Source organism: Desulfurococcaceae archaeon MEX13E-LK6-19, from assembly GCA_029637525.1.
Classification (GTDB): Archaea; Thermoproteota; Thermoprotei_A; order Sulfolobales; family Desulfurococcaceae; genus MEX13ELK6-19.
The window spans coordinates 179,365-203,730 of record CP072660.1 but is presented as its reverse complement, the minus strand read 5'-3'; the positions used below and the strand labels follow the sequence as shown (position 1 = coordinate 203,730).

Annotated in this window: 26 protein-coding genes; 7 read left to right on the top strand and 19 right to left on the bottom strand. The window is 37.4% G+C overall.

Annotated elements, in window-relative coordinates; translation table 11 throughout:
• Nucleotides 1-27 precede the first annotated feature (27 nt).
• Nucleotides 28-573: a class II aldolase/adducin family protein gene (locus J4526_01100; protein WFO76269.1), complete on the top strand. Its 546-nt coding sequence runs from the start codon at nucleotides 28-30 to the stop codon at nucleotides 571-573.
• Here the strand turns inward: J4526_01100 and J4526_01095 are convergent.
• The 11 genes from J4526_01095 to J4526_01045 all read right to left on the bottom strand — a co-directional run bounded on the left by J4526_01095 (nucleotide 570) and on the right by J4526_01045 (nucleotide 10,137).
• Nucleotides 570-1,985 carry a V-type ATP synthase subunit B gene (locus J4526_01095; protein ID WFO75524.1) on the bottom strand — a complete coding sequence of 472 codons (1,416 nt, stop codon included), beginning with the start codon at nucleotides 1,983-1,985 and terminating at the stop codon, nucleotides 570-572. The genes J4526_01100 and J4526_01095 overlap by 4 nt on opposite strands.
• A complete protein-coding gene (locus tag J4526_01090; protein WFO76268.1) occupies nucleotides 1,969-3,741 on the bottom strand; it encodes a V-type ATP synthase subunit A in 1,773 nt (590 codons plus the stop codon). The genes J4526_01095 and J4526_01090 overlap by 17 nt, the downstream gene beginning before the upstream one ends.
• A gap of 61 nt (nucleotides 3,742-3,802) precedes the next feature.
• Nucleotides 3,803-4,138: a hypothetical protein gene (locus J4526_01085; GenBank protein ID WFO75523.1), complete on the bottom strand. Its 336-nt coding sequence runs from the start codon at nucleotides 4,136-4,138 to the stop codon at nucleotides 3,803-3,805.
• A complete protein-coding gene (locus J4526_01080; protein WFO75522.1) occupies nucleotides 4,135-5,073 on the bottom strand; it encodes a hypothetical protein in 939 nt (312 codons plus the stop codon). The genes J4526_01085 and J4526_01080 overlap by 4 nt, the downstream gene beginning before the upstream one ends.
• Nucleotides 5,074-5,151: 78 nt before the next feature.
• Nucleotides 5,152-5,751: a hypothetical protein gene (locus J4526_01075; protein WFO75521.1), complete on the bottom strand. Its 600-nt coding sequence runs from the start codon at nucleotides 5,749-5,751 to the stop codon at nucleotides 5,152-5,154.
• A 14-nt stretch (nucleotides 5,752-5,765) separates the two neighbouring features.
• Nucleotides 5,766-6,233, bottom strand: coding sequence for an ATPase (locus J4526_01070; protein WFO75520.1), 468 nt, complete (start codon nucleotides 6,231-6,233; stop codon nucleotides 5,766-5,768).
• A 17-nt stretch (nucleotides 6,234-6,250) separates the two neighbouring features.
• On the bottom strand, nucleotides 6,251-6,718 hold the full coding sequence (locus J4526_01065; protein WFO75519.1) for an ATPase: 468 nt from the start codon (nucleotides 6,716-6,718) through the stop codon (nucleotides 6,251-6,253).
• 105 nt (nucleotides 6,719-6,823) lie between these two features.
• Nucleotides 6,824-7,180, bottom strand: a complete 357-nt coding sequence (locus tag J4526_01060) for a hypothetical protein (GenBank protein ID WFO75518.1) — start codon at nucleotides 7,178-7,180, stop codon at nucleotides 6,824-6,826.
• A gap of 75 nt (nucleotides 7,181-7,255) precedes the next feature.
• Entirely contained in the window at nucleotides 7,256-7,789 is a 534-nt protein-coding gene (locus J4526_01055) for an NUDIX hydrolase (GenBank protein ID WFO75517.1), read from the bottom strand.
• Between the two features lie 57 nt (nucleotides 7,790-7,846).
• A complete protein-coding gene (locus J4526_01050) occupies nucleotides 7,847-9,838 on the bottom strand; it encodes an ATPase (protein WFO75516.1) in 1,992 nt (663 codons plus the stop codon).
• Nucleotides 9,838-10,137, bottom strand: a complete 300-nt coding sequence (locus tag J4526_01045) for a hypothetical protein (protein ID WFO75515.1) — start codon at nucleotides 10,135-10,137, stop codon at nucleotides 9,838-9,840. The genes J4526_01050 and J4526_01045 overlap by 1 nt, the downstream gene beginning before the upstream one ends.
• 132 nt (nucleotides 10,138-10,269) lie before the next feature.
• Between J4526_01045 and J4526_01040 the strand changes: the two genes are divergently transcribed.
• Together J4526_01040 and J4526_01035 are read left to right on the top strand one after the other, a co-directional pair.
• Nucleotides 10,270-11,136, top strand: a complete 867-nt coding sequence (locus tag J4526_01040; GenBank protein WFO75514.1) for a TIM barrel protein — start codon at nucleotides 10,270-10,272, stop codon at nucleotides 11,134-11,136.
• Nucleotides 11,126-11,710 (top strand): CDP-alcohol phosphatidyltransferase family protein, encoded by a 585-nt coding sequence (locus J4526_01035; protein WFO75513.1) that lies wholly within the window; start codon nucleotides 11,126-11,128, stop codon nucleotides 11,708-11,710. The genes J4526_01040 and J4526_01035 overlap by 11 nt, the downstream gene beginning before the upstream one ends.
• Here J4526_01035 and J4526_01030 read toward each other — a convergent pair.
• From J4526_01030 to J4526_01010, 5 genes are read right to left on the bottom strand one after another with little or no spacing between them, the layout of a single operon-like run.
• Entirely contained in the window at nucleotides 11,703-12,572 is an 870-nt protein-coding gene (locus tag J4526_01030; GenBank protein WFO75512.1) for a hypothetical protein, read from the bottom strand. The genes J4526_01035 and J4526_01030 overlap by 8 nt on opposite strands.
• 33 nt (nucleotides 12,573-12,605) lie before the next feature.
• Complete coding sequence (locus tag J4526_01025) at nucleotides 12,606-14,189, bottom strand: ATP-binding protein (GenBank protein ID WFO75511.1); 1,584 nt, start codon at nucleotides 14,187-14,189, stop codon at nucleotides 12,606-12,608.
• On the bottom strand, nucleotides 14,186-15,361 hold the full coding sequence (locus tag J4526_01020; GenBank protein WFO75510.1) for a DNA double-strand break repair nuclease NurA: 1,176 nt from the start codon (nucleotides 15,359-15,361) through the stop codon (nucleotides 14,186-14,188). Before J4526_01020 ends, J4526_01025 begins: the two co-directional genes overlap by 4 nt.
• Nucleotides 15,362-15,381: 20 nt before the next feature.
• Complete coding sequence (locus J4526_01015) at nucleotides 15,382-17,445, bottom strand: ATP-binding protein (protein WFO76267.1); 2,064 nt, start codon at nucleotides 17,443-17,445, stop codon at nucleotides 15,382-15,384.
• A gap of 13 nt (nucleotides 17,446-17,458) precedes the next feature.
• Nucleotides 17,459-18,778, bottom strand: a complete 1,320-nt coding sequence (locus J4526_01010) for a DNA double-strand break repair nuclease NurA (protein ID WFO75509.1) — start codon at nucleotides 18,776-18,778, stop codon at nucleotides 17,459-17,461.
• 188 nt (nucleotides 18,779-18,966) lie between these two features.
• On the opposite strand from J4526_01010, the gene J4526_01005 reads away from it, so the two are divergent.
• From J4526_01005 to J4526_00995, 3 genes are all read left to right on the top strand, one after another.
• Nucleotides 18,967-19,800, top strand: a complete 834-nt coding sequence (locus J4526_01005) for a hypothetical protein (protein ID WFO75508.1) — start codon at nucleotides 18,967-18,969, stop codon at nucleotides 19,798-19,800.
• Between the two features lie 6 nt (nucleotides 19,801-19,806).
• The gene (locus J4526_01000) at nucleotides 19,807-20,301 is read left to right on the top strand and encodes a hypothetical protein (GenBank protein WFO75507.1); all 495 of its coding nucleotides are present in this window, start codon (nucleotides 19,807-19,809) and stop codon (nucleotides 20,299-20,301) included.
• 76 nt (nucleotides 20,302-20,377) lie between these two features.
• Nucleotides 20,378-21,397, top strand: a complete 1,020-nt coding sequence (locus J4526_00995) for a phosphoesterase (GenBank protein WFO75506.1) — start codon at nucleotides 20,378-20,380, stop codon at nucleotides 21,395-21,397.
• A gap of 14 nt (nucleotides 21,398-21,411) precedes the next feature.
• Here J4526_00995 and J4526_00990 read toward each other — a convergent pair whose 3' ends face one another.
• Genes J4526_00990 through J4526_00980 form a run of 3 tightly spaced genes read right to left on the bottom strand, consistent with a single transcriptional unit; the run spans nucleotide 21,412 to nucleotide 22,997 of the window.
• The gene (locus J4526_00990; GenBank protein WFO75505.1) at nucleotides 21,412-21,948 is read right to left on the bottom strand and encodes a DNA transporter; all 537 of its coding nucleotides are present in this window, start codon (nucleotides 21,946-21,948) and stop codon (nucleotides 21,412-21,414) included.
• A 25-nt stretch (nucleotides 21,949-21,973) separates the two neighbouring features.
• Nucleotides 21,974-22,381 carry a DUF61 family protein gene (locus J4526_00985; protein ID WFO75504.1) on the bottom strand — a complete coding sequence of 136 codons (408 nt, stop codon included), beginning with the start codon at nucleotides 22,379-22,381 and terminating at the stop codon, nucleotides 21,974-21,976.
• Entirely contained in the window at nucleotides 22,371-22,997 is a 627-nt protein-coding gene (locus tag J4526_00980; protein WFO75503.1) for a V-type ATP synthase subunit D, read from the bottom strand. Before J4526_00980 ends, J4526_00985 begins: the two co-directional genes overlap by 11 nt.
• Nucleotides 22,998-23,065: 68 nt before the next feature.
• Between J4526_00980 and J4526_00975 the strand changes: the two genes are divergently transcribed.
• Nucleotides 23,066-24,355: an RsmB/NOP family class I SAM-dependent RNA methyltransferase gene (locus J4526_00975; protein WFO75502.1), complete on the top strand. Its 1,290-nt coding sequence runs from the start codon at nucleotides 23,066-23,068 to the stop codon at nucleotides 24,353-24,355.
• The last annotated feature ends 11 nt before the right edge of the window (nucleotides 24,356-24,366 follow it).

Below are 24,366 nucleotides of genomic sequence, written 5' to 3'. Positions count from 1 at the left end.
GAATATAAAGTTGAGTTAATTAGGGCAATGAAATTTCTTGTAGAAACACTACTTACTAACCCTCGTGGAGGAAATGGTAGTATACGTATAGACGAGTATATTTGGATAACTCCAAGCGGTATTCCCAAAAATAAGCTTAAACCTCATGATCTCGTATTATATGATATGAAAACAAAGGAGTTTAAGGGATTTTACAAGCCATCTATAGAGTATAGAATACATATAATGACATATGAAAACATTGGTGAAGCCAAGGCAGTTCTCCATGCACATTTACCATTAGCTACGGGTATTGCGTCTGTGAATGGGGTCAACTGGGTTTATGAAACATTTTCGGAAATAGAGTATAGTACTGGTAAGGTTGAACTAGTGGATCCAGCTCCGCCGGGCTCTCTCGAATTAGCCAGAAATGTTGTTAATGCCTTCATTAACGGTGCTAGAACAGTTATAGTACCACGCCATGGAGTGTTTGCATGGGGGAGAAGTGTTGAAGAAGCTCTTGACGCAATTGTTGGGTTAGAAAATGCTGCAAAATATTATATTGCGAGGATTCTTTTAGTGAAAATGCTTTAGGTTGTGCTACTCTTTTTCCTGTATTTTGGATGGTATTTACGTATATGTTCTATACTAACTTTCTTCAGTTCTTCTTCTGGTAGAATTGCAAGCAATTCCCATCCCTTGTCAAGCGTTTCCTCTATTGTTCTACGCTCATACTCGCCTTGACCTATAAATTCTCTCTCGAACCTATCAGCGAACTCGAGATACTTCTTATCTCTTGGTGATAACGCCTCCTTACCAACGATTACAGATAGTTCTCTTAGTCTAACTCCTTCTGCATAGGCACTGTAAAGTTCCATGAATACTCCGTAGTGGTCTTCACGAGTCTTACCCGGACCAACACCGTCTTTCATTAGACGTGAGAGACTCATTAATATGTCGAAAGGCGGGTAGATTCCTCTATGCCATAGCGCTCTTGACAAGACTAATTGCCCCTCGGTTATATATCCAGTCAAATCTGGTATAGGATGAGTTATGTCGTCGTCTGGCATTGTTAGTATGGGCATTTGTGTTATACTTCCTTTCTTGCCTTCAACACGTCCTGCTCTCTCATATATTGATGCTAGGTCTGTGTACATGTATCCAGGGTATCCTCTTCTACTTGGTACTTCCTCTCTTGCTGCACTCAATTCTCTTAATGCTTCACAGTAGTTTGTCATGTCTGTTAGAATGACTAGTACATGCATATCGTGTTTCCAAGCTAGGTGTTCTGCTACAGTCAATGCTATTCTTGGTGTTGCTATTCTCTCGATTACGGGTGAATCTGCTGTGTTTATGAAAGCCACTGTATGTTCTAGAGCGCCGTATTTCCTGAAGTTTTCTATGAAAAACATTGCGTCGTCGTAAGCAATCCCTATAGCGGCGAATACTATGGCGAATTTCTCTTCAGTCTTTTTAACACGTGCCTGTCTAACGATTTGTGCAGCAATTCTGTTGTGAGGCAGACCTGAGCCAGAGAATATGGGTAGTTTTTGTCCTCTGACAATACTGTTCAAGCCATCGATAGCTGAAATACCTGTTTCAATGAATTCTGATGGAGGCAGTCTTGCAGCCGGATTCAATGGTGAACCATTTATATCAAGGTAGTCTTCTGGGACGATCGGTGGTCCTCCATCAATAGGTCTACCTAAACCATCAAACATTCTTCCAAGCATGTCTATACTTACAGGTGCTTTGAATGTCTCTCCTTTATATTTCACGCTAGAGTTCTTTAGATCAACTTCACTTACGCCGCCAAATACCTGTATTACTGTTGCTTCCCTGCTGACATCGATTACTTGGCCAAGCCTTGTTTCTCCTGTACCAAGTGTTACCTCAACTACTTCTCCATACTTTACACCGGGAAGAGGTTCAGCAATTAGTAGGCTTCCTTGAGCCCTATATAATTTACGTGATTCTCTTATAGCCAGGCTATATGATGTGTTCACTAAACCCCACCTCCTTTAGTAAATTTGAGAAATCATTCTTTATTGCATCGAAGAGTTTCTTGAACTCGGGTTCAAAATCCTTGTTGGGTATTTCCTTCATTCTAGCTATTTTTACTCTACAAGGAAGCTCACGTATTTTATCAACAGTTACACCTTGTCTAACAGCCTTCAAGCCCATATTGTAGAATAATAGGATTGCTCTCATCATTAATGCCGCTTTCTTTGGCGGGCAATAAGTATCAACCGGGTGGAATGCGTTTTGTTGCAGAAAGTCTTCTCTAATCATTCTAGCTACCTCTAGTACAAGCTTGTCTTCTTCAGGAAGAGCTTCTGTACCCACGAGCCTGACAAGTTCTTCTAGTTCAGCTTCTTTCTGGAGGATTGTCATTGCCTCATCTCGTAGTTTCCTCCACTCAGGATCTATGTTTTTATGCCAGTATTCAGCAACATTCTCGACGTAAAGACTATAACTCGTCAGCCAGTTAACTGCTGGATAATGTCTTCTATACGCGAGGTTCACATCGAGAGCATATAGTGCTCTAACAATACGGAGAGTGGCTTGTGTAACTGGCTCAGAGAAATCAGCGCCAGGTGGGGACACTGCACCCATTATGGTGAGGCTTCCTTCTCTCTCGGGCCTACCAAGAGTTATTACGTGACCACTTCTCTCATAGAAACTAGCCAGTCTTGAACCCAGGTAAGCTGGATAACCTTCTTCTCCTGGGAGCTCTTCTAGTCTACCGGAAATTTCTCTCATAGCTTCAGCCCATCTACTTGTCGAATCAGCTACAAGCAGTACATTGTACCCCATGTCTCTGAAGTACTCACCTAATGTTACCCCGAGGAAGATACTAGCTTCTCTAGCTGCTACAGGCATGTTGCTCGTATTTGCGATAAACACGCTTCGATCAACAAGGGGCTTTCCTGTTCTTGGGTCTTTTAGTTTCCTGAAACTATGTAGAGCATCAGCCATCTCGTTTCCTCTCTCGCCACAACCAACATAGATTGCTACATCGACTTCGCTCCACTTGGTGAGCTGCTGTAATGTAATGGTTTTACCAGTACCGAATCCTCCGGGAATAGCGGCTTTTCCTCCACGTGCTAGGGGGAAGAAGAAGTCTATTACTCTCTGTCCAGTAAACAACGGCATGTATGGTTCTAGCTTCTTTCTATATGGTCTTGGTTTTCTAACAGGCCATTTTTGAAGCATCGTAACTTCTGTACCATTAATTTTCGCGATAGGTTCTACGATAGTGTACTCTCCTTCGGGCACTATTTCCTCAACAATACCGCTAACGCCTGGCGGAACCATTATTTTATGTTGGAAAATACTTGTCTCCTCGACAACACCTATGATATCTCCGGGCTCAACCTTATCTCCTTTCTTAACTAATGGCTTGAAATGCCATTTTTTCTCGCGGGGTAGAGAAGAGGCTTTCACTCCTTTCCTTACAAATATTCCTACAAGCTCAGACAAAATCGGCAGAGGTCTTTGAATTCCATCGAAAATTGATCCTATGAGTCCAGGACCTAATTCAGCGGCAAGAGGATGGCCCGTACCGTAAACAGGGTCGCCTACACGTAGGCCTGTAGTGTCTTCGTAGACCTGTATTATAGCTTTCTCTCCTTCAACACCTATTATTTCGCCGATAAGTCTTTCTTCACCAACCTCGACAACTTCGTATACCCTGCTACCTTTCATACCATCAGCTATGACGAGGGGTCCTGAAACTCTCCTAATGACACCTTTATTGATGTCTTGACTCAACCAAAACACCCATAGCCCGTGTATCTGTATTGAGGAATATATGTTTAAACTAAAAAGATATCTTTAAACCAATTGTCTTGCTGACGAATTCCTCATAGTACTTCTTGTAATCTATCTCACCAATCTTTTTAGGCGACTGCAATACTATTACAAGGGCTTTCTCGAACACTTTATCTACAAGAGCTTTAATGTTGCTACACTTGTTATAAATGTCTTCATCAACTATTATTACACCATATTCCTCAATATGCTCATCAAGTTCTTGGGGGTAAGTGCATTTATCGGTGTCAATAACATACGATGAAGCATTTGCTGCACTACCTATTAAAGCAAGAATCTTGTCTCCTAATACAAGGATCTTTTTCCGTTGAAGAGGTGCAGTCATTTAATCCACCATCTATTAATGATGTTTTTAACAAGATCTTTTTCTACATACCCGAGGAGAGCCAATATTGATAGCCTCATAAATATGGACTCTGCTCTAACCAGCAATAGCGCCCTTATATATGGGTGTGGAGTTCCTGGCATTATTGTATTACTACTGCTTACAAGCATGTTGATAGCATGTGTATAGTCTAGTGCAGTAAATCCTCTGGCAAGCATTGAAACATCACTATAGATACTTTTTAGTATATCATCATGTTTTACTACAGACTCTATGATACTTTCATAGCTTACTTTCTCTCTACCAATTAGGTCTATTACTTCCCTGCTAATGAGTATAGGATTGACCGAGATTTGTTCAACGTATTCTCTTCCTAAAGCACTAATACTTCGTACCAGGGCGTAATCGTATATCAAGCCATATATTCGCTTTAAGACATTATCTTTAAGCTTAAAGTAAATTTTTTGGAGAACTTCAAACCCTTTTAATATCAATACTTCTGGCCGGGCTTGTTCAATAATATGTGCTTCTAGTTTTTGTGTTAAACCAAGTTCTCTAACTATTTCTAGAATATCTTTCTCGTCCTCAACTTTCTTACCGCCAACATATATTGTTCCAGCAGGGAAGACAGGTACTGCCTTATTTCCTTCACGTAGACTTGAATACATTATGCTGAGATTCATTAAGTCGTAAGGTTTTTCAATATCATATAGTACTTGTTTATGATGTGTTGGCGTGTTATCGTATACGAATAATAGTGTATCTCTGGTATATTCTTCAAGGACTTTGTCTATGTTTTCTAGAGAAATGCCTATGACTGTTAGTTTTCCTAAATATGAACCAATAGGTTTGTATGCAATGCTTTTAATTGCAGATATTAGGTCATGAGATTCAATGAAGTGTTCAAACTCGTCACGTTTAAGTATTTTACCCATTAAAGAATACATCAAAGTATATCTGTGGGGTTCATCAATTTCGCTTTTACAGGTGATGAGCATCATTGTTGTTTTACCTCATTTCTTCCAAAGAATCTCCGATATTTTATTAATGAAGCCCTCCTTTACTCTAGATAGTCTTGTTTCATAAGTATTGTCTATCCTTATGCCTTCAGGGGACTCTATTATTATCCCACCTATTATTTTATCGTCCTTAACTATCTTGTACTTCACTTTATCTTTAAGAATGGAATTTGCTACTTTCTCTATGATGTTTTCGTCGCGAGGATTGACTATGATAGTTATCTCGGTGGTTTCCTCGGGAAGATACTGGATCGATTCTGAGAGAAGTACCTCTAGGCTTTTCTCGGTATTGAAACTTCTCTGTTTAAGAACGTCTTTTGCTTTTTTGAAAACCTCTTCAAGAACTTCATTTTTGGCTTTCGATATAGTGAGATTATATTTTATTTTTGCTTCAGAGAGTATTGCTGATGCTTGTTTCCTTGCTTCGTTTATTATATGGTTCTTTTCTTCTTCTAGTTTTCTTCTCCATTCCTCTTCGGCTTTGCTTACTATTTCTTTTGCCTTCTTTTCGGCATCCTCAATTATTTTCCTAGCTTTCTCCCTGGCTTCCGCCAATATTTTTTCCCGTAACTCCTCTAAAGAACCATGACTCATATATGGATCACCTCTTATCCGATCAATGATATAGCCATAAAGGAGAGTGCAAGCGCGAGAATACCTATTAGACCAGCGTAGACAGTTAAAATCATTGTGTTCAAAGTTATTTTTCCTTTTGTACGCGGAAGCTCAGCTATACCTGCAGCACAGACATCGCCTAGTTTTTTAGCAGAATAAGCTTGTGCAACACCCGCCATAAAACCTATTGATAGTAATGCTAAGCCACGCATAATGTCTATATCGGGATGATTATTTACGTAAATGATAAAATTTAGCATTATGACTAGGCCAAAGAATATTTGTGCCATAGGTAATGCTGCAAGTAGAAGTATTTTCTTAAATTGTTGTGGATCTTCTGTCATGGCTGCTGTTCCAGCACTTCCGGCCAGTCCTATACCTATAGATGCTCCATACAATCCTCCTATTAGAGCCATAACGCCGCCAGCATACCCTAGCCCCTGCGCTATTGGGTCAGTCATCTATAGGACACCCATATTTATCCGATCAATGATAAGGCCATGAATGAGAATACCATTCCTAAGATACCAATCAATTCTACGTAAACGGCCAGTATGACAGCATTAAATGTTATCTTTCCTCGTGTCCTAGGTAGCTCGATAATACCTGCTGCACAAATATCTCCTTGTTTCTTAGCGGAAGCAGCCTCAGCTACTCCTACCATGAACCCTATTGTTAAAACAGCTAGTCCTTTTGCTATATCTAATTCTGCGTGCCCACTAACATAGAATATTATGTTTATCAATACTATAAGTCCATAAAATGTCTGGGTCATGGGCAAAGCTGCTAGTAGAAGAACGTTTCTTAGCTGCTTAGGGTCTTCGGCTAGCGCTGTTGCACCAGCCGAACCAGCTGCACCGATTCCCAAGGAAGATCCTAGGACTCCTCCCGCTAAAGCTAATGCACCACCTGCTAAAGCAAGCCCTTGTGCTATAGGATCAACCATGTTAGACACCTTTCTTCAATCTATCCGTTGTGAAAACGCCGAAATCATAGTTAGTCGTAGTCTGATAGAAAAATGTATCTCCTATCATTCTATTATTGAATACGGTTAGGTTTGTTTAATTATTATCTTCCTGAATGAAAACTCGTATGTGTTATCGCCAATGATCCTGTTGAAAATTATGTATGCTATTGGATTTTCTTCGTTAACACGGTATAGGGCGACCACAAGAGTTCTTTCACAATCGGGTTCGCTGGGCTCTATTGAGCAGAGATTAGTGTCTTCCTGGATTTCGTATTCTACGTCTTCAGGTAGGTTCTCGCTTAGTAGCATATCTAATGTGGATAGAACATATTCATCAACATCTTCTATTAATCCTCTTGTTGCCCAACTAGCTGGGCCATCAATTACTATTCTTAAACTCAATTGCTTTTTTAGATCTTCTAACTCTATAGGTAAACTCATTATTTATCATCCCTATTCATTAAAATTACTCCTATATCTTTTCTTACATTACGTTTTTATCCTAATATTTTGTGATTAATGCTTAATTTTATTTTTGTAAATAAAGTTGTAGTAATAGAGTATTAGCGCAACTGTTTTAGAATCCTCTATTTCCTTGTTTTTTATCATTTCGATTACCTTGTCTAGTGGTAGTTCAACAATTTTTATGACTTCATAAGCTTCGGGCTGAGGCTCCCTTCTCTCTAGTTCTGTTGCTATGAATGCATGTATTTTTTCGGTACTATATCCGGGCGCTAAGTATAAGTGGAAAACCTTCTCTAGCCTCCTTGGTATATAGCCTGTTTCTTCAAGAAGCTCTCTTTTAGCTGCTTCCTCAATATCTTCACCAGGCTCTACAACACCCGCAGGCACCTCATAGATCCATTTTCTAATTGGTGCCCTATACTGGTAGACAAGTACAATTTTGTCATCATCAAGTACAGGAAGAACCATTACTGTTTCAGGAAAGTCTACATATTCTCGGTATACGGTTTTACCATTGGGTAGCAAGTGATCTTCTGTAACAACCTTAAATCTTCTTCCCTCAAATACTATTCTTTGTGTTGTCATTATGAATCACCAATGTTAAACATGTTGTGTGTAGATACTTAATCAAAAATATTTTTCTTACTCTATTACAAGTTTTCTTCTAATAACTACTTTCAATGGCTCAAACGGGTAACCTGTTCCTTCATAAAACTTCGTTAGAAATTCTACGAAGCAAAGTCTTAGTGAGTGAATGAATGCACCTATAGCACTCAATGCAGTGTTTATGAAGTGACCAAATATAGCGATAAGAAGTGCTACTACTATTCCTAATGCTACTCCCACAGGGTTTCCATGCATCATTGAAACTAATCCGTTGTATGCCATAGAAGCCATTGTGTTGAAGCTTGTAGCAAGATATATTGTTGCGAGCCCTACGCCAGCTATTCTCGAGTAGCTAAGTACGTCGCCTAGAAGACCAGTTATGTTGAAGATCCACATTAGTAGTCCTAGTCCCCCCATACTTTTTATCATGCCTACTATTATCATTAAGACGCCTACTAGTGCACCATAGAGGAATAACGAGGCGTTATAATCGTTTATAAATGGGAGGCTCACGTGTAGCATTTTATACATTATGTATGGTATACCGAATATTTCTGATACGAATAAGCCCGTTTCTGATAAGATTTCGCCTACACTCTTGTTTTTAATGAATTTGATTAGGGCTATGATGTGTGCTATGTTTACATGGATGAGCCCAATTATTATTGAAGCTACAAGGAACATCAGTGGATCAGTGAATATGGCTGATATACCGCCAAACAATGATGTGAGAGCAGGTCTGAATCCTAAACGGTCTGAGACATCGCCAAGGAATGTGCCACTTATTAATCCTACTGCAAAACCTACGATGTTTGATACTATGAATGATTTCTTAAATTTTATGTAGTCAATGCTCTCGCTATAACCTGCCAGTTTATCAAGAAGTAGAAATGTTATAAGTATTAAAGCTATAGCATAACCCATATCGCCAATCATCAGTCCATAGAAGAGCGCAAATGAATACGATATTATTGGTGTAGGATCCCACTCATTATATCTAGGTACTCCAAGGAACTTGACAATAGGCTCGTAGTAATTTATTACTGGAGGATTGTCGAGTAATGATGGGGGTTCATCAACTGCAGAAGGCTCCTTTAAATCAATATAGCATTTAATTCCATGGCTTCCTAGCGCACTATAGAGTTTATCTACATATTTCTTGGGAACCCATCCCTCTATTAATGTCAGGTATTTTCTCGGGACAGTATTTGTTATTGCTTCGATCTTCTTGTATGTGTTTTCGAGAATTATTTTGTATTTAGCTAGGTCTTCAATAATCTGTTTTATGTAGTTATCTAGTTGTTTTTCTGTTTCACTTACTTTTTCAGATAATGATTTTGCTTCATTCACGAGTGCAGTAACTAATTCACCAATTAATCTATACTTCTCCATGTATTCAGTAGGTATTTGGATAAGTGTTATTCCTTGTAAACGAATATTCTTCAAAACCTCTTCTTCAATAAACTTGGGGTAAATAATAATTGCTAACACGTGTTCTTGGTGAGTAACTTTGTATTCTACTACTACTCTAGTTTCCTCAAGAAAAGCATTCACGCTACTAATGGGGCCATAAATTAGTTTTGCTGAGACATACTTTCCATCAAATGATATATAGTCGAGCGATAGATTACGAGGCAGAAGACTAAGCATTGTATGAAGGTTTTGAAGGGTATTGATTTTTTCTCTAAGTCTCCTGATACTATCTTCGAGAAACCTTATTTTTTCATACATGTCATCAACGTCATTAAGTATTTTTTCAATATCTGTTTCGATTATGTCATTTACTGTTATCTTTACATCGATTACCATGCCTCTGATATAAGAAAACATGTACTCAATTTTGTCTAGTCCACGCCTTATCCTATCCAAGAGTTTAATGTAGTCTACTACCTTCTGTTCTTTTTCAGCAATATGCAGTAATCCCGTTTTTTGAAGTACTTTTATAGTTTTATCTCTATCATTCTTGCTAACGACAATTAAGGCTTTGTACATACGTGCGGGTTTATTAAGAATTATTGGTGGCGCCATTACTCTACACCAGTTACAATAGAGACGACAAGTTTGACTGCTTTATCGAAATTCTTTTTTGCTTCTTCTTTAATTTTCTCGGCATCCTCGATTGCTTTCCTTTCAAATTCTTTTGCTTCCTTCTTTGCTTCCTCAATGATCTTTTTGGCATCACTTTGCAATTCCTCTAAAGGTATAGGTTTTGAAAGTATTTCTTCAGCTTTCTTTCTTGCCTCCTCTAATATTCTCTTTGCTTTCTCTTCGGCTTCTTTAATGATCTTATCAGCCTCCTGTTCTATCTTCAATAAATCACTTGACATTACTGTTCACCGCATGCGAATTACTCGTGTAAAATCAATTCATTAGGGTGTTTCCTTAAAATTCTTTCCTTGAATATTTCTAACTAAGGTAGGTGTCTTGACGAATTAATTGTTTGTGGGGTAGGGAGGATAATGCCGAAGTTGCGTTTTGGTCCTGCTGGCAAGCCTGTAGACTATAAAAAGACTGATATTACTGGCGTACCAGAGTTTCTTCATAGTATTGGGCTCAATGCGTTTGAGTACCAGGCAGTCAGAGGAGTTAAGATAAGTGAGGAAAAAGCGAGACGATTAGGTGAAGAGGCCAAGAAGTATGATGTTCTCTTGAGTATGCATGGGCCATACTACATAAACTTTGGTTCACCTGAGAAGAAAATATTTGAAGCAAGTATCAAGAGGCTCGAAGATAGTATACAGGCCTGTAAATGGATGGAGGCATATATTGTGGTATTTCATCCAGGATACTATAAGGGAACAACTCCTGAGGAGGCGGTGAAAAGAACTATTGAAGCCCTAAAAATAGTTGATGAATTCAGGAAAAGTATTGGTGCAAAAAATGTTTGGTTAGGACCTGAAACAACAGGGAAAGTTACGCAGATTGGTACACTTGAAGAAAATATAGAGATCTGTAGGAATATTGATAACTGTAAACCTGTTGTTGATTGGGCACACATGTATGCTAGAAGCCAAGGAAAATACATTACGACGATAGATCATGTAATCGAAGTAATTACTATGATAGAGAAAGAACTAGGTAAAAATGCTGTTTCACCTCTACACATGCATTTCTCGAAAATAGATTATGGAAAAGGTGGAGAGAAAGAACATCACACGTTAGCAGAGGAAGGCTATGGGCCTGATTTTAGAATAATATGTAAAGGATTAGTAGAAGTAGGTGTTGATGGCGTAATAATTAGTGAAAGCCCGATCCTCGAGAAAGATGCTATAGTTATGAAGAATATATGTAAAGAAATCTGTGGTGCTGAGTGTATTGCTGACTAGACTCAGGAAAATCTTCTCCAAATACATCGAATATATAGCAAAAATCTTATCAAAAACAGGGCTTACTCCAAACCATATAACAATATTATCGTTACCAGTATCATTGCTGGCACTATATGCGGCATTAAACAATGACATCATAGCCTTTGCTATATTAATTCTGGTAACAGGATTCCTTGATGTACTAGATGGGGCATTAGCGCGTATAACAGGAAAAGTAACGAAATTCGGGGCATTCCTGGACTCATCAATCGATCGTATTGTTGACGGGTTATTTATCTTATCTCTATATTATGTACTAAAAGTCAGTGTCATAGAAGTGTTTATACTGATACTTGTATCATTTATGATAAGTTACACCAGAGCTAGAGCAGAAGCCTTGGGCATAAAAATGGAAGGAATAGGTCTTATCGAAAGAGCTGAGAGGATACTATTTATATTCAGCATAGCTATCTTATCAATATACAATAAGTTTACAGCTATTGTAGTGTTCTATGTACTATTAATATTATCGGTTATAACTGTGATTCAACGAATTTATTATGTATATAAAGTTCTTGGACAAGTCAGATAGCTATCTTGTTATTGCCGTACAAATATGAAAGCGTTTGTATCCACCCGCTTAATCTACCAAAAGAACTAATACTCCATCCTGTAAGGCATGAACCATTATATGGACATGAAAAACATGTATATCTAAGGCAATATTTTTTCAAAGGTAAATTTAGTTTTCTATCCAAAAAACTTTGTATAAACGACTTATAATGTCTATCGCTTGGTGTAAAGAAACTATATCTTGTTGTGAACAAAAGAAATGCATCAACTGTTTTTGGCCCTACATATTTTATTTTGAGTAAGTTAGCCCTTGCTTTCCAAGCATCTTTTTCTGTAGATATTCTACTGATGAGGGTTACTAACTTGTCAACAATAGATCTTGTTTTAAGAATTTCGGCTAGCTGTTTTAGTTGATAACTACCACCTACATTTGCAGGGTCAATATTGAAAGGATTAATAGGCTCAATGGAGCCTATTTTTCTGATCCACTTAACAGTATTTGTATGAAAACTAGTGTTCCTCGATAGAAACACTGATAGAAATACCCATGGTTTATCCTCCCCCGAGATAGCTATCCTAATGCTACTGAATTTTTCAACAAGATTTTCAATAAAACCAAGGTATTTTCGATCAACCTCATTTAGTAAAAGCCAAGGCTTAAACCATAGTCCAAGCCATTCCTGCACAATACTATTATTAACACCTGTGAAGTACACAGTATTGTCTTTAATACTTATTGTGGAGCATTTGTACATCCCTATGGTCTTCTTTAGTATACAGATAGAGTCTTTCTTACGAATCTCAAAGAGTGGATATATGAATGATGGATAAAATGATAAATATACGTCATAAGGTTCATTAATAATGAGTTTATATGGCAAGATTGTGTTGACTCCAATATATTTGATTAAAAGTTAGAAGCCCATTATATCTGAGGCTAATTTTAATCCCTCTTCAACAGCACGTTCTTTCTTGAGCCACTTCTCAACCGCATTAATATCTCTGCCGCCTTTCTTTCCTATGCACTCATCTATTTTGATTATGGCTGGTAGAGGACTCATTAGACCAATAACTATTGCTTCGCCTACATTCAGGCTTGGCAGAATCTTTAGTAACTCGTCGCTAAGATACTCGCTAGCAGATTGCACGTATCTTAAATCACTTGGTTCAACAAGACGTAGTATTATCTTGTTATTTGTCTGGCTAAGCGCGTTCTCATCAATAACCTTAGGCCTCTGGCTAACAAGAACTAAACCTATTCCAAACTTTCTTCCTTCACGCGCTATTCTTGCTATCCAATATTTAGATAATGTACTATCGTTTCTAGGTATGAGAATATGTGCTTCTTCTAGCACTAGAACAACAGGATCAGGATATCCTTCACTAGAGTTAATAACGTTCTTTTTTCTTTCATAATAGATTCTCCTCAAGTAATGACTCACAACAACATCAGCAGTTTCTTCATCTATCTCTCCTAAGTCCATGATGTTCAAGTAGCCTGGTCTTATTATTTCAGTTAGGTCACTTGAAACATCGTACTTAAATACATGCCCGTATCTATCAAGAAGATCATCAACCTTTATTTCAACACTATGAGCTACATCACTCCATTCTTTGCCAAGACTTCTTGCGGCTCTAGAAATATTCTCTTTTAGTAACTCGAAGAATTTATTATATGGTTGTGGGTTTTCTTTATCAAAAATAGCTTTTCGTGTTGCTTGGAGTGCTTCTCTGAAAAGCCTTTCTTGTCTCCATGCATTTGCCGGAATTCTTAATAGTTGTTGCAGTTCCTGTGGATGCATGTATATGGGGTTCAGAACTGGTTGAATGATATTTGTTTTGTTGCTTAAATTAGAGTATACATACTCGCTGTGCATGTCAAATATTAGTACTGTTCCATTAAGTTCATCAACTATTCTAGACGTTATTAATGCTACAGTGTTTGATTTTCCAGCTCCGGTAACAGCCAGTATTGCCAAGTGTCGTTGAACAATCATGTTAACATTTATACTGTATGGTACTTGTGGATGGCTTGCAAGTACACCTATTCTAATCCATCCTCTATCGTTTTTCGAGAACACGCTCTTTAGAAGATGATTACTTGCTCTATAAACTTTAGATAAAGGCGGTGGGGGATACTTGGGTGTTACTACTTTCGGTTTCTTACTAAGTAATGTATCTACAAAACTAAGGAGACGTACAACACCTTTTAGATAAGTTCTTCTTGTTGATTCTTCAAATACACGTAAACGTTCAATAATGTTTGGGTTATCGAGTTCATCAGGGACAAGAGGGTTTCCACAGATAATATTCTCTATCATTCCCAAGACGTATCTTTCATTACTAGGAACATCTTCACCATAATCTACTATAACGTACTCGCCTAGTCGTGGTCTAATATTCTTCCTATTATTGACTATAAAGAGTATTGTTGAAGGGCTAGACTCGCCTATTACAGCACCAATCTCATCTCCGTAGAGGCTCTGTTGAGTACTCATTCAAGCACCTCTCTGCCAGTAACCTCTATGTCTAAACCTAGTAACCGAAGTATTTTTTCTACATCACTATATGTTATATGAGAGTCTATGTGGGCTATTCTGAGAGGATGGGGATACCCGTTGTTCGATATCGCTAGAAGCATTGAATATATTTCATCAAGTAGATCTGCTTCATTATGTTGTAATTCCATGTAATCGCCAATAATTTCTACTTTAAGAACAGGCCCGTTTTCCTCGAGTCTCATGTATGAGTATAGTGAACCTGCAACCAAGAACATTTCAAGAGGTTTTGCAAATTCTTCTTCGAGAATACTTATGGGAAGATCCTTATACTCTGCAAGTCTCTTCAATACCTCAATAGATCTACCAGGTGTCTTTGTTAATTTTTCGAAAATAAATATGTCTGGGTAATTTGACTCAAATATTTCTCTTGAATGACTGGTTTTCGCAATAAATATTAATTTACAAGAGCCGTTGATTACGCGTTCTAGTAATCTTCCATATACATAAAGTTTCTCCAAGTATTCTATAACAACAGAAGCCACATCATATAGTTCTCTATCTAAAGCACTAGGCTGCATTAAGCTGCTACATATTGGTGTTTCATTAAGGTCGCTTATGGAGGAAAGTGTTTTGTCTATACATGCTGCTAACTCCTTAAAATAGTCGTTGTCATTGTTTTTAATACTATTAATCACGTCATCTATGATCATGTAGCGTCCTTTAGCACGAGGGCTAGGCCTTGGTCTAACAAGTATAGACGATATAGAGCCATCCATCAATACTAAGGCATTATTCTTACATGAATGAACAGCTATTTTCCCTTCAAGTATTTCTCTGTACAAGTTAACTCTCTCGTTAACATCAACGGGAGGAATGATTTTACCTACAAAAGCAGTCTTCATGGGTTCAAGTACTTTATAGACGTTACCTTCAAATACATATCCTACGCTTATCGCTGTAGCCAAACCTATAGTAAACCCTTTGAAATCAACTCCTCTTGAGCCACCGTCAACACCATACACTATAGCTGGAGGTTTAGGTGTTTTATTTATAAGAGGAGTCCACGAGTTTTTAGCCTTCTCCAAGTACTTCATATATCCTGGTTCCTTGATGCTATTGGCTAGGGCTCTTAATTTCGGTATAATTACTTCATAAAACGAAATGTCCATGATATGCTCCTCCTTTCCAGTTATTGTTGTTTTTCAGCGACATATATAGCTGATAGATCATAGTGTCCTCCCAATGGTAAGGGTGTACGGAATGTTGTATATCCAAGTCTTAGCGCATGCGTTCTAATGAGTCCTACGCGGTCACTAGCTTTTATAATGAAGTCCTTGTACTCACTAGGTATATCAAGTACATTTATTGTACTTTTATCCATTCTAAGAATTATTTTCGTGTTTGTCAACTGAAGTATTATATCGTGTACGTCTTTGGGTGAATGTGTGGAGAATATTATACCTAGTCTCCTGGCTCTTCCGAGGCGAGCTATTCTGTCAATCATTGCTGATACATGTTCTATATATTCTGTTGATGCGGCTCCTCTACTTGGGAAGAATCTATGTGCTTCATCCATAAGTATGAGGACGGGCTGCGAGATTTCTCGTGAACGTGATTTAATCAACTTCCATAAGAAGATCTTGTTAAGAATTCTGAAAGCTGCTATCGAGATTGCTTGTGTTGGGTCTCCAGGACTATTTTCCTGTAGATATTCTAGGTCAACAACAATGGGATATCCTTTTAGATCAGTCAAATGTTTTTCTAGAATAACCTCAATACTTGGTTCGGGGAGATAGCAATCTTTCTCCTGAGTTTCCTTACAAGGTATCTTTATATCAAAAAATCCTGTATCAATCATTGAGCCTATTTGTCTTATTATGTTATCTAAAGTTGCTTTATGGATAGCAAAACTATTAATGAGCTCAAGGATCTTATTTCTACGTGGTTCGATCACCGGTGTTGTAGCTTGTTTTCTTTCTCTCTTCAAAATTTTTGCTTGCTGGATTGCCTCATATAATTCATTTAATGTATTGAATATTACACCTTCTTTTCTTAATCTAATCAATATCCTATACAATGCATCTTTGGCTTGTTGTGTAAAGAACGGGTTTAACTCAATGAATTCTCGTGGCTCCATGTATTTAAATCTGAACCCATATGGTATTATGAATAACTCTATTGAGTCTTTCTCGTTGTTACCGTAGTCAATGGTGGCTTCTATACAAGCATATCTAAGACTTCCTTTTGACGATTGATCTATTACCTCTATATTGTAATCTGTTATCCTCCAGCCTACTCGTTCTATAACGGACTTATAGGTTTCTTTGAAGTATTCGTCAGCTATGATTCGGATTGCCTTGACCCAAGTCGTTTCCTCAGTAATTAGCCTGTCTATTACATGTTGTGTTATCGGTAATATTATTACCAATCCTTTTGGTCTTCTAATTTTTTTCATGGTGTTTTCAAGAAGTTTCTTTTCGAGGTCCCAGTTAATTCCGGCAGTTTTCTCCCACAGAGGTTTTAGAGGCAAATGAACATAGTCTTTATTGGGATCCATTACTATTATGGAAGGTTTTTCGTGTAATAAACTACACTCGAAATTATAACAGCTTGTAAAAGCTGAAACAAGGTTTTTAAGTAATGTAGTTTTGCCAGAGCCTGTTGTTCCAAGGACAAGGACGTGTTGGTAAAAAGCTTTTAGCGGTAAATAAAGTGGGGTTAAACCATTGAATGCCGGTTGGTCTCCTATGGTTACATATCCTAGGAAAACTCCTTGAGTAGGTAGCCCTAAGATCTTCTGTATGGTATCAACGCGTGTAGGCTTAATTATTGGTGACTGTGGTTCGATAACATATCCTGCAACACTTACAACGCCATTCTCAGGATTGTAGGCTAAGAGAGGTTTTGCTTTGACGCGTGTTCGTGTTAAAAGACCGGTTGCTTCTGGTCTTGGAAGACTTGTAGTGAATTCTGGTAAGTTGAGTTGTGCAAGAAGATCCTCTCTAGTGACCTCTATTATTCGGAGACTTATGATCTCGCCTGATTTTATATCTACTACAGCTAAGTATCCACCACTACGGGCGATATCCTCGAAGTTAGTGAAGTAAACTTCGGGATCCACATCAAATATTACTATACCTCCTTCTTCGTTAATACTTGATGGCGCGCTTCTTGATACTCTGCCGATTATTACACCATGTTCTCTTGCTATATTCTCGGCTGCCTCGATCTTCTTCTTTAAATCTTCATAGATTTTTACCGTATTCTCAACCACCAATATTATATGCCTCTATAGTTCTTATTGTATCGTAAGTTAGTGGAACACCTCTTCTCTCCAGATCCCTAGCTATTATATTTGCTAAACTCCTGCTTAATGTTTTAGACCTCTTGTCAGCATACAGTATCGAGACAGGTAATGTAGTACCTGATAAGATGCTATCCTTGAAAACAGGAGCTAGGATAGACAGGGAGTCTTCACCTAGAAGCTTATACGAATTCTTGGTTACTTCAACTCTAAATAAGGTGTACATAATCTTTTCACTACCATACTTGTTCAAAGGTATGAGAACATAATATACTATTTTATCTGGGACGTTCTCTAGATAATGATCTAAGTATGTTGCTTCGGCAGGTACGATTATAGGACCTATATACATTACTCTATATGGTTGTGTAATATTTTTCCTAGCAAGCATGAGTCTTAATATGGAATCTATAAATGCTTGATCGTTCCCAAGATCTCCAACCCATAGTTTCTGCTGTTTTACTAGTTCAATAAAATTATTTGTGGATAAAAGTAAACGTGAAGACTCTATTCTCTTAACAATGCCTATAACGGGGACTCCTTGTTTTTCAAGAGCCTTAATAGCGGTGAGACGATATTTTAGAAGTTCTTTCCAACTAGCAACGTAATCATCTAATCTACCTCGGCTTGGCAAATTTTTGGTGACAAGATTATAGTGTTGCCTAAACAGGTTTGGGACGGGATAGACTGGTCCATCGATGAAAACAAGTATTCCTTCTTGCCTTAAAACACTTCTTATTAAATTGGTGTTTTGTGCTATATGAAGAAGAGCGGTATTTTCAAGAGTAAACCTTAGTTCATCTAGTATAAGCGCCTTATTGTAATCACGGTCATAGGGGACACCTGCAGGACTTGTAAGAAAAACATCGGGGATAACCTTATTCAATGGAAAATCAGGGGAAATTGCGATAAAAGGAATATCCATGGGTGGAAGAAGATATTTAGCTGGAAGAGGAGGGTGATCAAGAATTTCTCCTAGAATTCTCGAATAAATAGATACGGTGGCTAGTCCTAGAAACATATATGGCGTATCTACAGCCCGGCTACTGCCATCAACACCCAATATTACCCATTCTCCGTTCTTCCTGTATAAGGTACCCTCATCGACTTCATGAATGATCTTGTTGCCCTCGAAAACAGGGCTACTGGGCTCGGTTTCACGAACATAGTTTATGGGATTTTCTAGACGAGAGGAGATATCTCTGTACACATTATCTATTTTGCTTGAAAGGACTTCTTCAACTAATGATAAATACTTATCTATTGTACTAGCTAGATCCATGCTCTTATACCCTAAGTTTATTCTTTACCCGTAAGTGTATATTTGGATTTTTAAAGAGTGTTTTTACCTGAAAAGTTCTAAAGACATTCTTGAATACTACCGCTAACGCATAGAAAACGGTATATATTTTTTAACAATCACAGAAAATTTATAGTCACTAGTTTAAAATATTTCATAAGGTGTAAAATGTGGGTAAAGCTATTGTTTTTGCAGTGAAATTAATTGGTATACTGCTCTTAATAGCAGGTATAGCTGTTGCCGGATATACTGCTTTTGAATATTACGATAAAGTAGTACCTGCTACTAACGCTATTTCTAAAGCAAAATTAGTATTGGTCCCCGTTAGTGTGAATAAAGTTACAAATGATTACATTGAGATTATACTTGATTATAAGATTGAAATAGAGGATCCTAAGCCACTTGAGGGTACGGTAATTACGTTGTTAGTAGGTGATCAAGAACTATTTACGTTTACAATAAAGGGTGATAAAACAACTTATGGCGGTACTATACCTTTGAAAATAAAATATAGTGAATTAGTTGATGGCAGGAATTTTACTATGAAAATAGAGAAGGAGTTTACGGAGCTTCTTTCATTAAGAGTAAATTATCCTGTTCAGAAAGAAATTAACGGGAAAAAAGTTACTATAAACACGTCAACCATAGCAAGGGATATAATAACTAGCTTATTTACGCCAAGACTATCTGTGGAGAAAATTAATAGCACGCATACTAGAGTATTCATGCTATTCTATAAACCTAAAGAAGCAGTAGAGTACAATACTAGATTAAAAGTTGAGGTGTATAGAGGTACAAAAATAGTTTTTAGTACAGTTAAAACAGTTGATTTAAATAATAAAAATTACGAAGTTGTATCATTCATAGTAAAAGGTGTTTATAGTGATGCAACAATAATTAATGAACCAGTTTCAAGCGGTGTTGTACTGAAAGTAAATATATATCATGCAGATGATGGCGTGTTGTTGAACCAATTCTTTATCCTTCTTAGTCCAAGTGGGTGATTGGTTATGGTAGCGCCAGTATTTTTCACGAGTATCAGTAGGGAACAAGCGAAAACAAAGATAGCAAAAGCTATAGCTATAGGGTGCGTCAAAGGCGTTATACAATACCTACTTGTGTTTGCATCGATCTCTACGGCTTTAGATTATGTCTCTAAGTCATTATTGTCAAGTACTGGCGGTTCTTCAAGTATAAGTGGTCTACCTATTAGTATTGAATTCGATATAATCTTATTGATAATGTTTATTGGCTTATCTGTGGTATCTAGTCTAATAAAGGAATTCATACTGTACGGACCAGTAATAGGATCAATAATAACAATAATCCTGCTTTATGTAGTGTTTGTAAAGTTTGGATGGGGTGTTATAGATCTTACAATAGGATCCTATGGAAGTATACATTTAGACTTATCACCCATCTTTGAAAGAATATTTAATGCTCTAGTACTTGCAGTAATGGGTAGCGGCTTTCTTGGTCTATCAAAGAATTTGAAAAATAAATGACAATAAGGATAACCTGGTAAAAGAAAAATATTGGGTGTACAATGGGAGTTAGTGGTGTAAAGCAAAGGGATTGCATATGAAAAGGCCAGAGAGAATACCGAGGGTATTCATAGCTGGAGATTGGGATGCTGATGGAATAATAGCGTCTGCTTTAATATTGTATAGTCAGGAAAAACTAGGGTTATATCCATTAAAATCTCGGGCACTAGTTGATCTCAAGCCTTTTGATCCGGAGAAATTCAAATTCTTTATCAGTGAGCTAAGAACATCGTATGATGCAATAGTACTGCTTGACATACCGTATTTTCCTAAAATGGAGAATGTTTTCAGACTTATGAAAGAACATATAGGTATAAAGAAGATTATATTTTTTGATCACCATATATCGACATTAAACAATGTGAATAGATTAAAAGAACTTGTTGATGAACTTTATGTTGGAAGAGAACCTACTGCTAAGTTAGTTTACGATGTATTGCGTAAAAATAATGTCCCTGTGACTGATAGATTGAGAATATTTGTTGAAACGGTATCGTTTATGGATAAGGGTATTAGGGTGCCTAAAGAGTATATGAAGATGCTTGAGATGGTATCTCTATTCTCAAAGGCATTAACTATAAGGAGAGATGAGGAAATATGGATTACTATTGTAAAATGGCTTGCAAATCCACTGCCTTTACCACAGCCTCTTGATCCTAGAATACTTGAAAAAGTACGTGAAGCAGTGAAGAAAAGGGATGAAGAACTTAAGAGTATTGCAACAGACCTAGCCTTGTCTGCACAGAAAGTTGGCTACTTAAAATTTGTTGATGCACGACGTAAATGGAAGAAACGTGGCTCGACAGCACTTGCATCAAAAATAGCGCACATCCTTAAATCGCCTGTGGCTGTCCTCTTTACTACGACAAAGAACTATGACTTGCTTATAATCAAGGCTTCTGGTGGGAAAGCCTATAGGGTTGCCAAGTATCTCTTAGGAGAAGGTATAGCCCTCGATATAGCCGGGCACCCTAATCTCGCTATTGTCAGAGTTCCTAAAGACATTGATATCAATAAATTGTTGCATGCACTCCAGAGAGCAAGTCTTTACATGTAATATCGAAGTACTAATTATGTAGTTAGTCCAAGAAGATTCAATACAATTTTTGCTGCTTCACGCCCTGTTGAAGCATAATATACTTTAGCTAATTTTCGTGAGTCAATGTATTCTCCAAAAGCCTCTTCTACTTTATCAGTATCCATATTGTACCCTCTTAGTATAACAACAGGTTTGCTAAACCCATAAGCTAGCATGATCTCTATTATAGAGCCAATACGTCCACCAAGACAAACCAGCACATCACTTGTTGATGTAAGTATTACACTCCTTGTTTTGTAGCCAAGCTCAGTATGTATAGGAATAAATTCTTTTACTCTTGGAGGAGTACTTCGTGGAAATTCTGGTAGAATAAATATTACTTCTATACCCTTGTTTTTGGCGTAATCAGCGATAATCTTCATTAAGCCCCAGTATCCACCCAATACAAGACGAATATTATTTTTGAATTCCAAAAGTTCATCAATAAACTCTCTGGCATTGCTCTCTAGAATGCTTGGTACGGGTTCTTCGCTTGAAGCAGCTATACCTATGTAATACACTATATCCATCAAAATCACCATTCACTAATTATTCCTAGGGTAAGAAGACTATTGTTGTGGTTGTTCTTAGTTTCTTTCTAATGATAGGTAATTCTTTACCGTAAATAATTAATGGTATGCGATAATCTTCTTTCTCAAGAATTTTAGCTATGGCGTAAGCAGCAATTGGTTCCCTGACGACATATATATGTTCACCAAGAGAAAGATTAGCTTCTATTATTATGGGTAGTTTTAGTTCGCTCCACTTCTCTTTTGGAATAATATTACTTAATAGCGTAAGCTCCTCTTTTTTAAATAGATGCACAGAACCATCTCTTAGCACTATGTGGGGAATATCTTCCTTCAATAATTCTTCTAAAGAAATTCTCTTGTATGGTAAATGTTTATTCACTATCCTTAGCTCTTCACGTAAAAGTTTATCGATGTAGTCATTAGACTCCACTTCTTCTCCTCTCCAAAAGTGCCTTCACGCGCTTTAACCTAGCCTTCTCTTCTCTTTCCCTTTCTTCAAACTTCATTTGAAGATACTTTATCGTATTTCTTAGCTGTGGAATCAATATGTATTCAAGTGCATTAACTTTCCTCTTGGTTCTAATAATTTCTCTTCCGAGCGAGTATAGTGCTCTCTCTATTTCTCCAAGCTCTATTATTTGTTGGATCAACTGTATTGATTTTTCTCTGAATACATTGATGTCCTGAACAACAGGTGTTTCAACGTATTCTCCTTTAATAAATTGTGTTGACAATGCTTTTATGCCCATGATGTTCTCATGACCTATGATTACTTCAGAAGGCTTTTTTGTGGTATTTACTGTATGCTCAAGGAGTTTTTCGCCAAAGAACCCGTAGAGGGCTATTGCTTCTCTGTACACGCTAAGAAAAGTTACTGACACGTTTCTTCTTAATTCTATAGCTTCTCTAATCCTGGTTAAGAACTCGTTTACAAGGATAGTTAGTCTTTCTCTAAGGATCTTATGGACTTTCTTTGATAGCTCAAGCCTCCTCCTAAGCCTTATTAACTCTATTTTTGTTGGTCTTACTCTTAGTAGCGACGACAAATTTACGCCCCATTTAACCTAGGTTAAAGAAGGAGATTAAAAGAGTAACGTCATAAGGGTTAGTCAAAATGTATCCTGAAGAAGTCGCAGCTAGAATACTTGCCTATGTTGAAAAAAGAAGAAAAAGCTTGAGAGACGTAGCAACTAGTTTCTTTACAAGAAACAAGGAGCTTGAATTCATGAAACCAGTTGTTCGTGTAATAACCCTCGGTGTTTTAAGGAATTATATCTTCCTTGACTATCTCTTGGATTCGATTGGGATTAATGTTAAGAGGTATTCTTGTTTAAAGAAATGGTTGTTGCGTGTGATTACGTATTCTTTAACTCTGGGTAGGGATAAGGCGAAAATAAGTAGGCTAAAGAAAATTGTTGACAAAATGGGAATTCCAACAGAGATATTTAGTCTCAAAGATATTGATTATGAGAACATTAGGAGCAACCTTGTACGGACAGGAAGACTACATATAGCATATTCTTTTCCTATGTGGTTGCTAAAGTATCTACAAAGAGCTAGGATCCCTAATCTTGAATCATTTCTAAAATCGTTGTTACGGGACCCCACGACATGGCTTCGTGTATCAACACATAGAATTAAGTCTGATAATTTAATTGTTCTCCTGCGGGATGAAGGTTTCCATGTAAAGAAGGATAAAGATCTATATGATTGCCTTGAGGTTGTGAAGGGTAGTAGAGGTGCATTGGCTAAAACAAAATTGTATAAGCTAGGATACTATGTAATTCAGGATAAAGCAAGTATACTTACAGGTCATATAGTTGATGTGCATAATAAGAATGTGCTTGACGTGTCTGCAGGAGCAGGACTTAAGACAACACATTTAGCACAACTTGGTGCAGCAAGGGTATATGCACAAGACATCTCTTTGTCAATGCTTATTGATGCTGTTAAGCTGGCAAAGAGGCTTGGTTTGAAAGAAAGAATATTGTTTATAGCTACAGATTCCTCCATGTATATGCCACTTAGGGCTATGGATAAGATCAATGTAGTTATTATAGATCCTCCTTGTAGCGGTATTGGGCGTATGTCTCTACAGCCGGAACTCAAATTACATTTAACAAAGAATATGCTTAAAGAATTAGTGAGAACACAGTATAGGCTAATTAATAATATTGTCAAAAGAGCTAGGAGAGGGACCAAGATATTATACTCGACTTGTACAGTGACAGTTGAAGAAAACGAGGATATTGTAAAGTCTTTCGAGAGGGAAGGTTATGTTGAGTTACTTAACCAAAAACCCTTTATTGGTAGCAGAAGCTTTATAGACACAAGAATACAGAGGCTTTACCCTCATATTCATAAAACACAAGGATTTACTATATCGCTCATGGAGGTGGTGTAAACTCATAATCA

Excerpts from the sequence above, each read along its gene's own strand:
- J4526_01040 (WFO75514.1), top strand. The coding sequence starts at position 10,270 with ATGCCGAAGTTGCGTTTTGGTCCTGCTGGCAAGCCTGTAGACTATAAA.
- J4526_00975 (WFO75502.1), top strand. The coding sequence starts at position 23,066 with ATGTATCCTGAAGAAGTCGCAGCTAGAATACTTGCCTATGTTGAAAAA.
- J4526_00995 (WFO75506.1), top strand. The coding sequence starts at position 20,378 with ATGAAAAGGCCAGAGAGAATACCGAGGGTATTCATAGCTGGAGATTGG.
- J4526_01000 (WFO75507.1), top strand. The coding sequence starts at position 19,807 with ATGGTAGCGCCAGTATTTTTCACGAGTATCAGTAGGGAACAAGCGAAA.
- J4526_01080 (WFO75522.1), bottom strand. The coding sequence starts at position 5,073 with ATGGGTAAAATACTTAAACGTGACGAGTTTGAACACTTCATTGAATCT.
- J4526_01075 (WFO75521.1), bottom strand. The coding sequence starts at position 5,751 with ATGAGTCATGGTTCTTTAGAGGAGTTACGGGAAAAAATATTGGCGGAA.
- J4526_00990 (WFO75505.1), bottom strand. The coding sequence starts at position 21,948 with ATGGATATAGTGTATTACATAGGTATAGCTGCTTCAAGCGAAGAACCC.
- J4526_01065 (WFO75519.1), bottom strand. The coding sequence starts at position 6,718 with ATGGTTGATCCTATAGCACAAGGGCTTGCTTTAGCAGGTGGTGCATTA.
- J4526_01085 (WFO75523.1), bottom strand. The coding sequence starts at position 4,138 with ATGACTGCACCTCTTCAACGGAAAAAGATCCTTGTATTAGGAGACAAG.
- J4526_01050 (WFO75516.1), bottom strand. The coding sequence starts at position 9,838 with ATGGCGCCACCAATAATTCTTAATAAACCCGCACGTATGTACAAAGCC.
- J4526_01025 (WFO75511.1), bottom strand. The coding sequence starts at position 14,189 with ATGAGTACTCAACAGAGCCTCTACGGAGATGAGATTGGTGCTGTAATA.
- J4526_01070 (WFO75520.1), bottom strand. The coding sequence starts at position 6,233 with ATGACTGACCCAATAGCGCAGGGGCTAGGGTATGCTGGCGGCGTTATG.
- J4526_01020 (WFO75510.1), bottom strand. The coding sequence starts at position 15,361 with ATGGACATTTCGTTTTATGAAGTAATTATACCGAAATTAAGAGCCCTA.
- J4526_01010 (WFO75509.1), bottom strand. The coding sequence starts at position 18,778 with ATGGATCTAGCTAGTACAATAGATAAGTATTTATCATTAGTTGAAGAA.
- J4526_01055 (WFO75517.1), bottom strand. The coding sequence starts at position 7,789 with ATGACAACACAAAGAATAGTATTTGAGGGAAGAAGATTTAAGGTTGTT.
- J4526_01045 (WFO75515.1), bottom strand. The coding sequence starts at position 10,137 with ATGTCAAGTGATTTATTGAAGATAGAACAGGAGGCTGATAAGATCATT.
- J4526_01060 (WFO75518.1), bottom strand. The coding sequence starts at position 7,180 with ATGAGTTTACCTATAGAGTTAGAAGATCTAAAAAAGCAATTGAGTTTA.
- J4526_01100 (WFO76269.1), top strand. The coding sequence starts at position 28 with ATGAAATTTCTTGTAGAAACACTACTTACTAACCCTCGTGGAGGAAAT.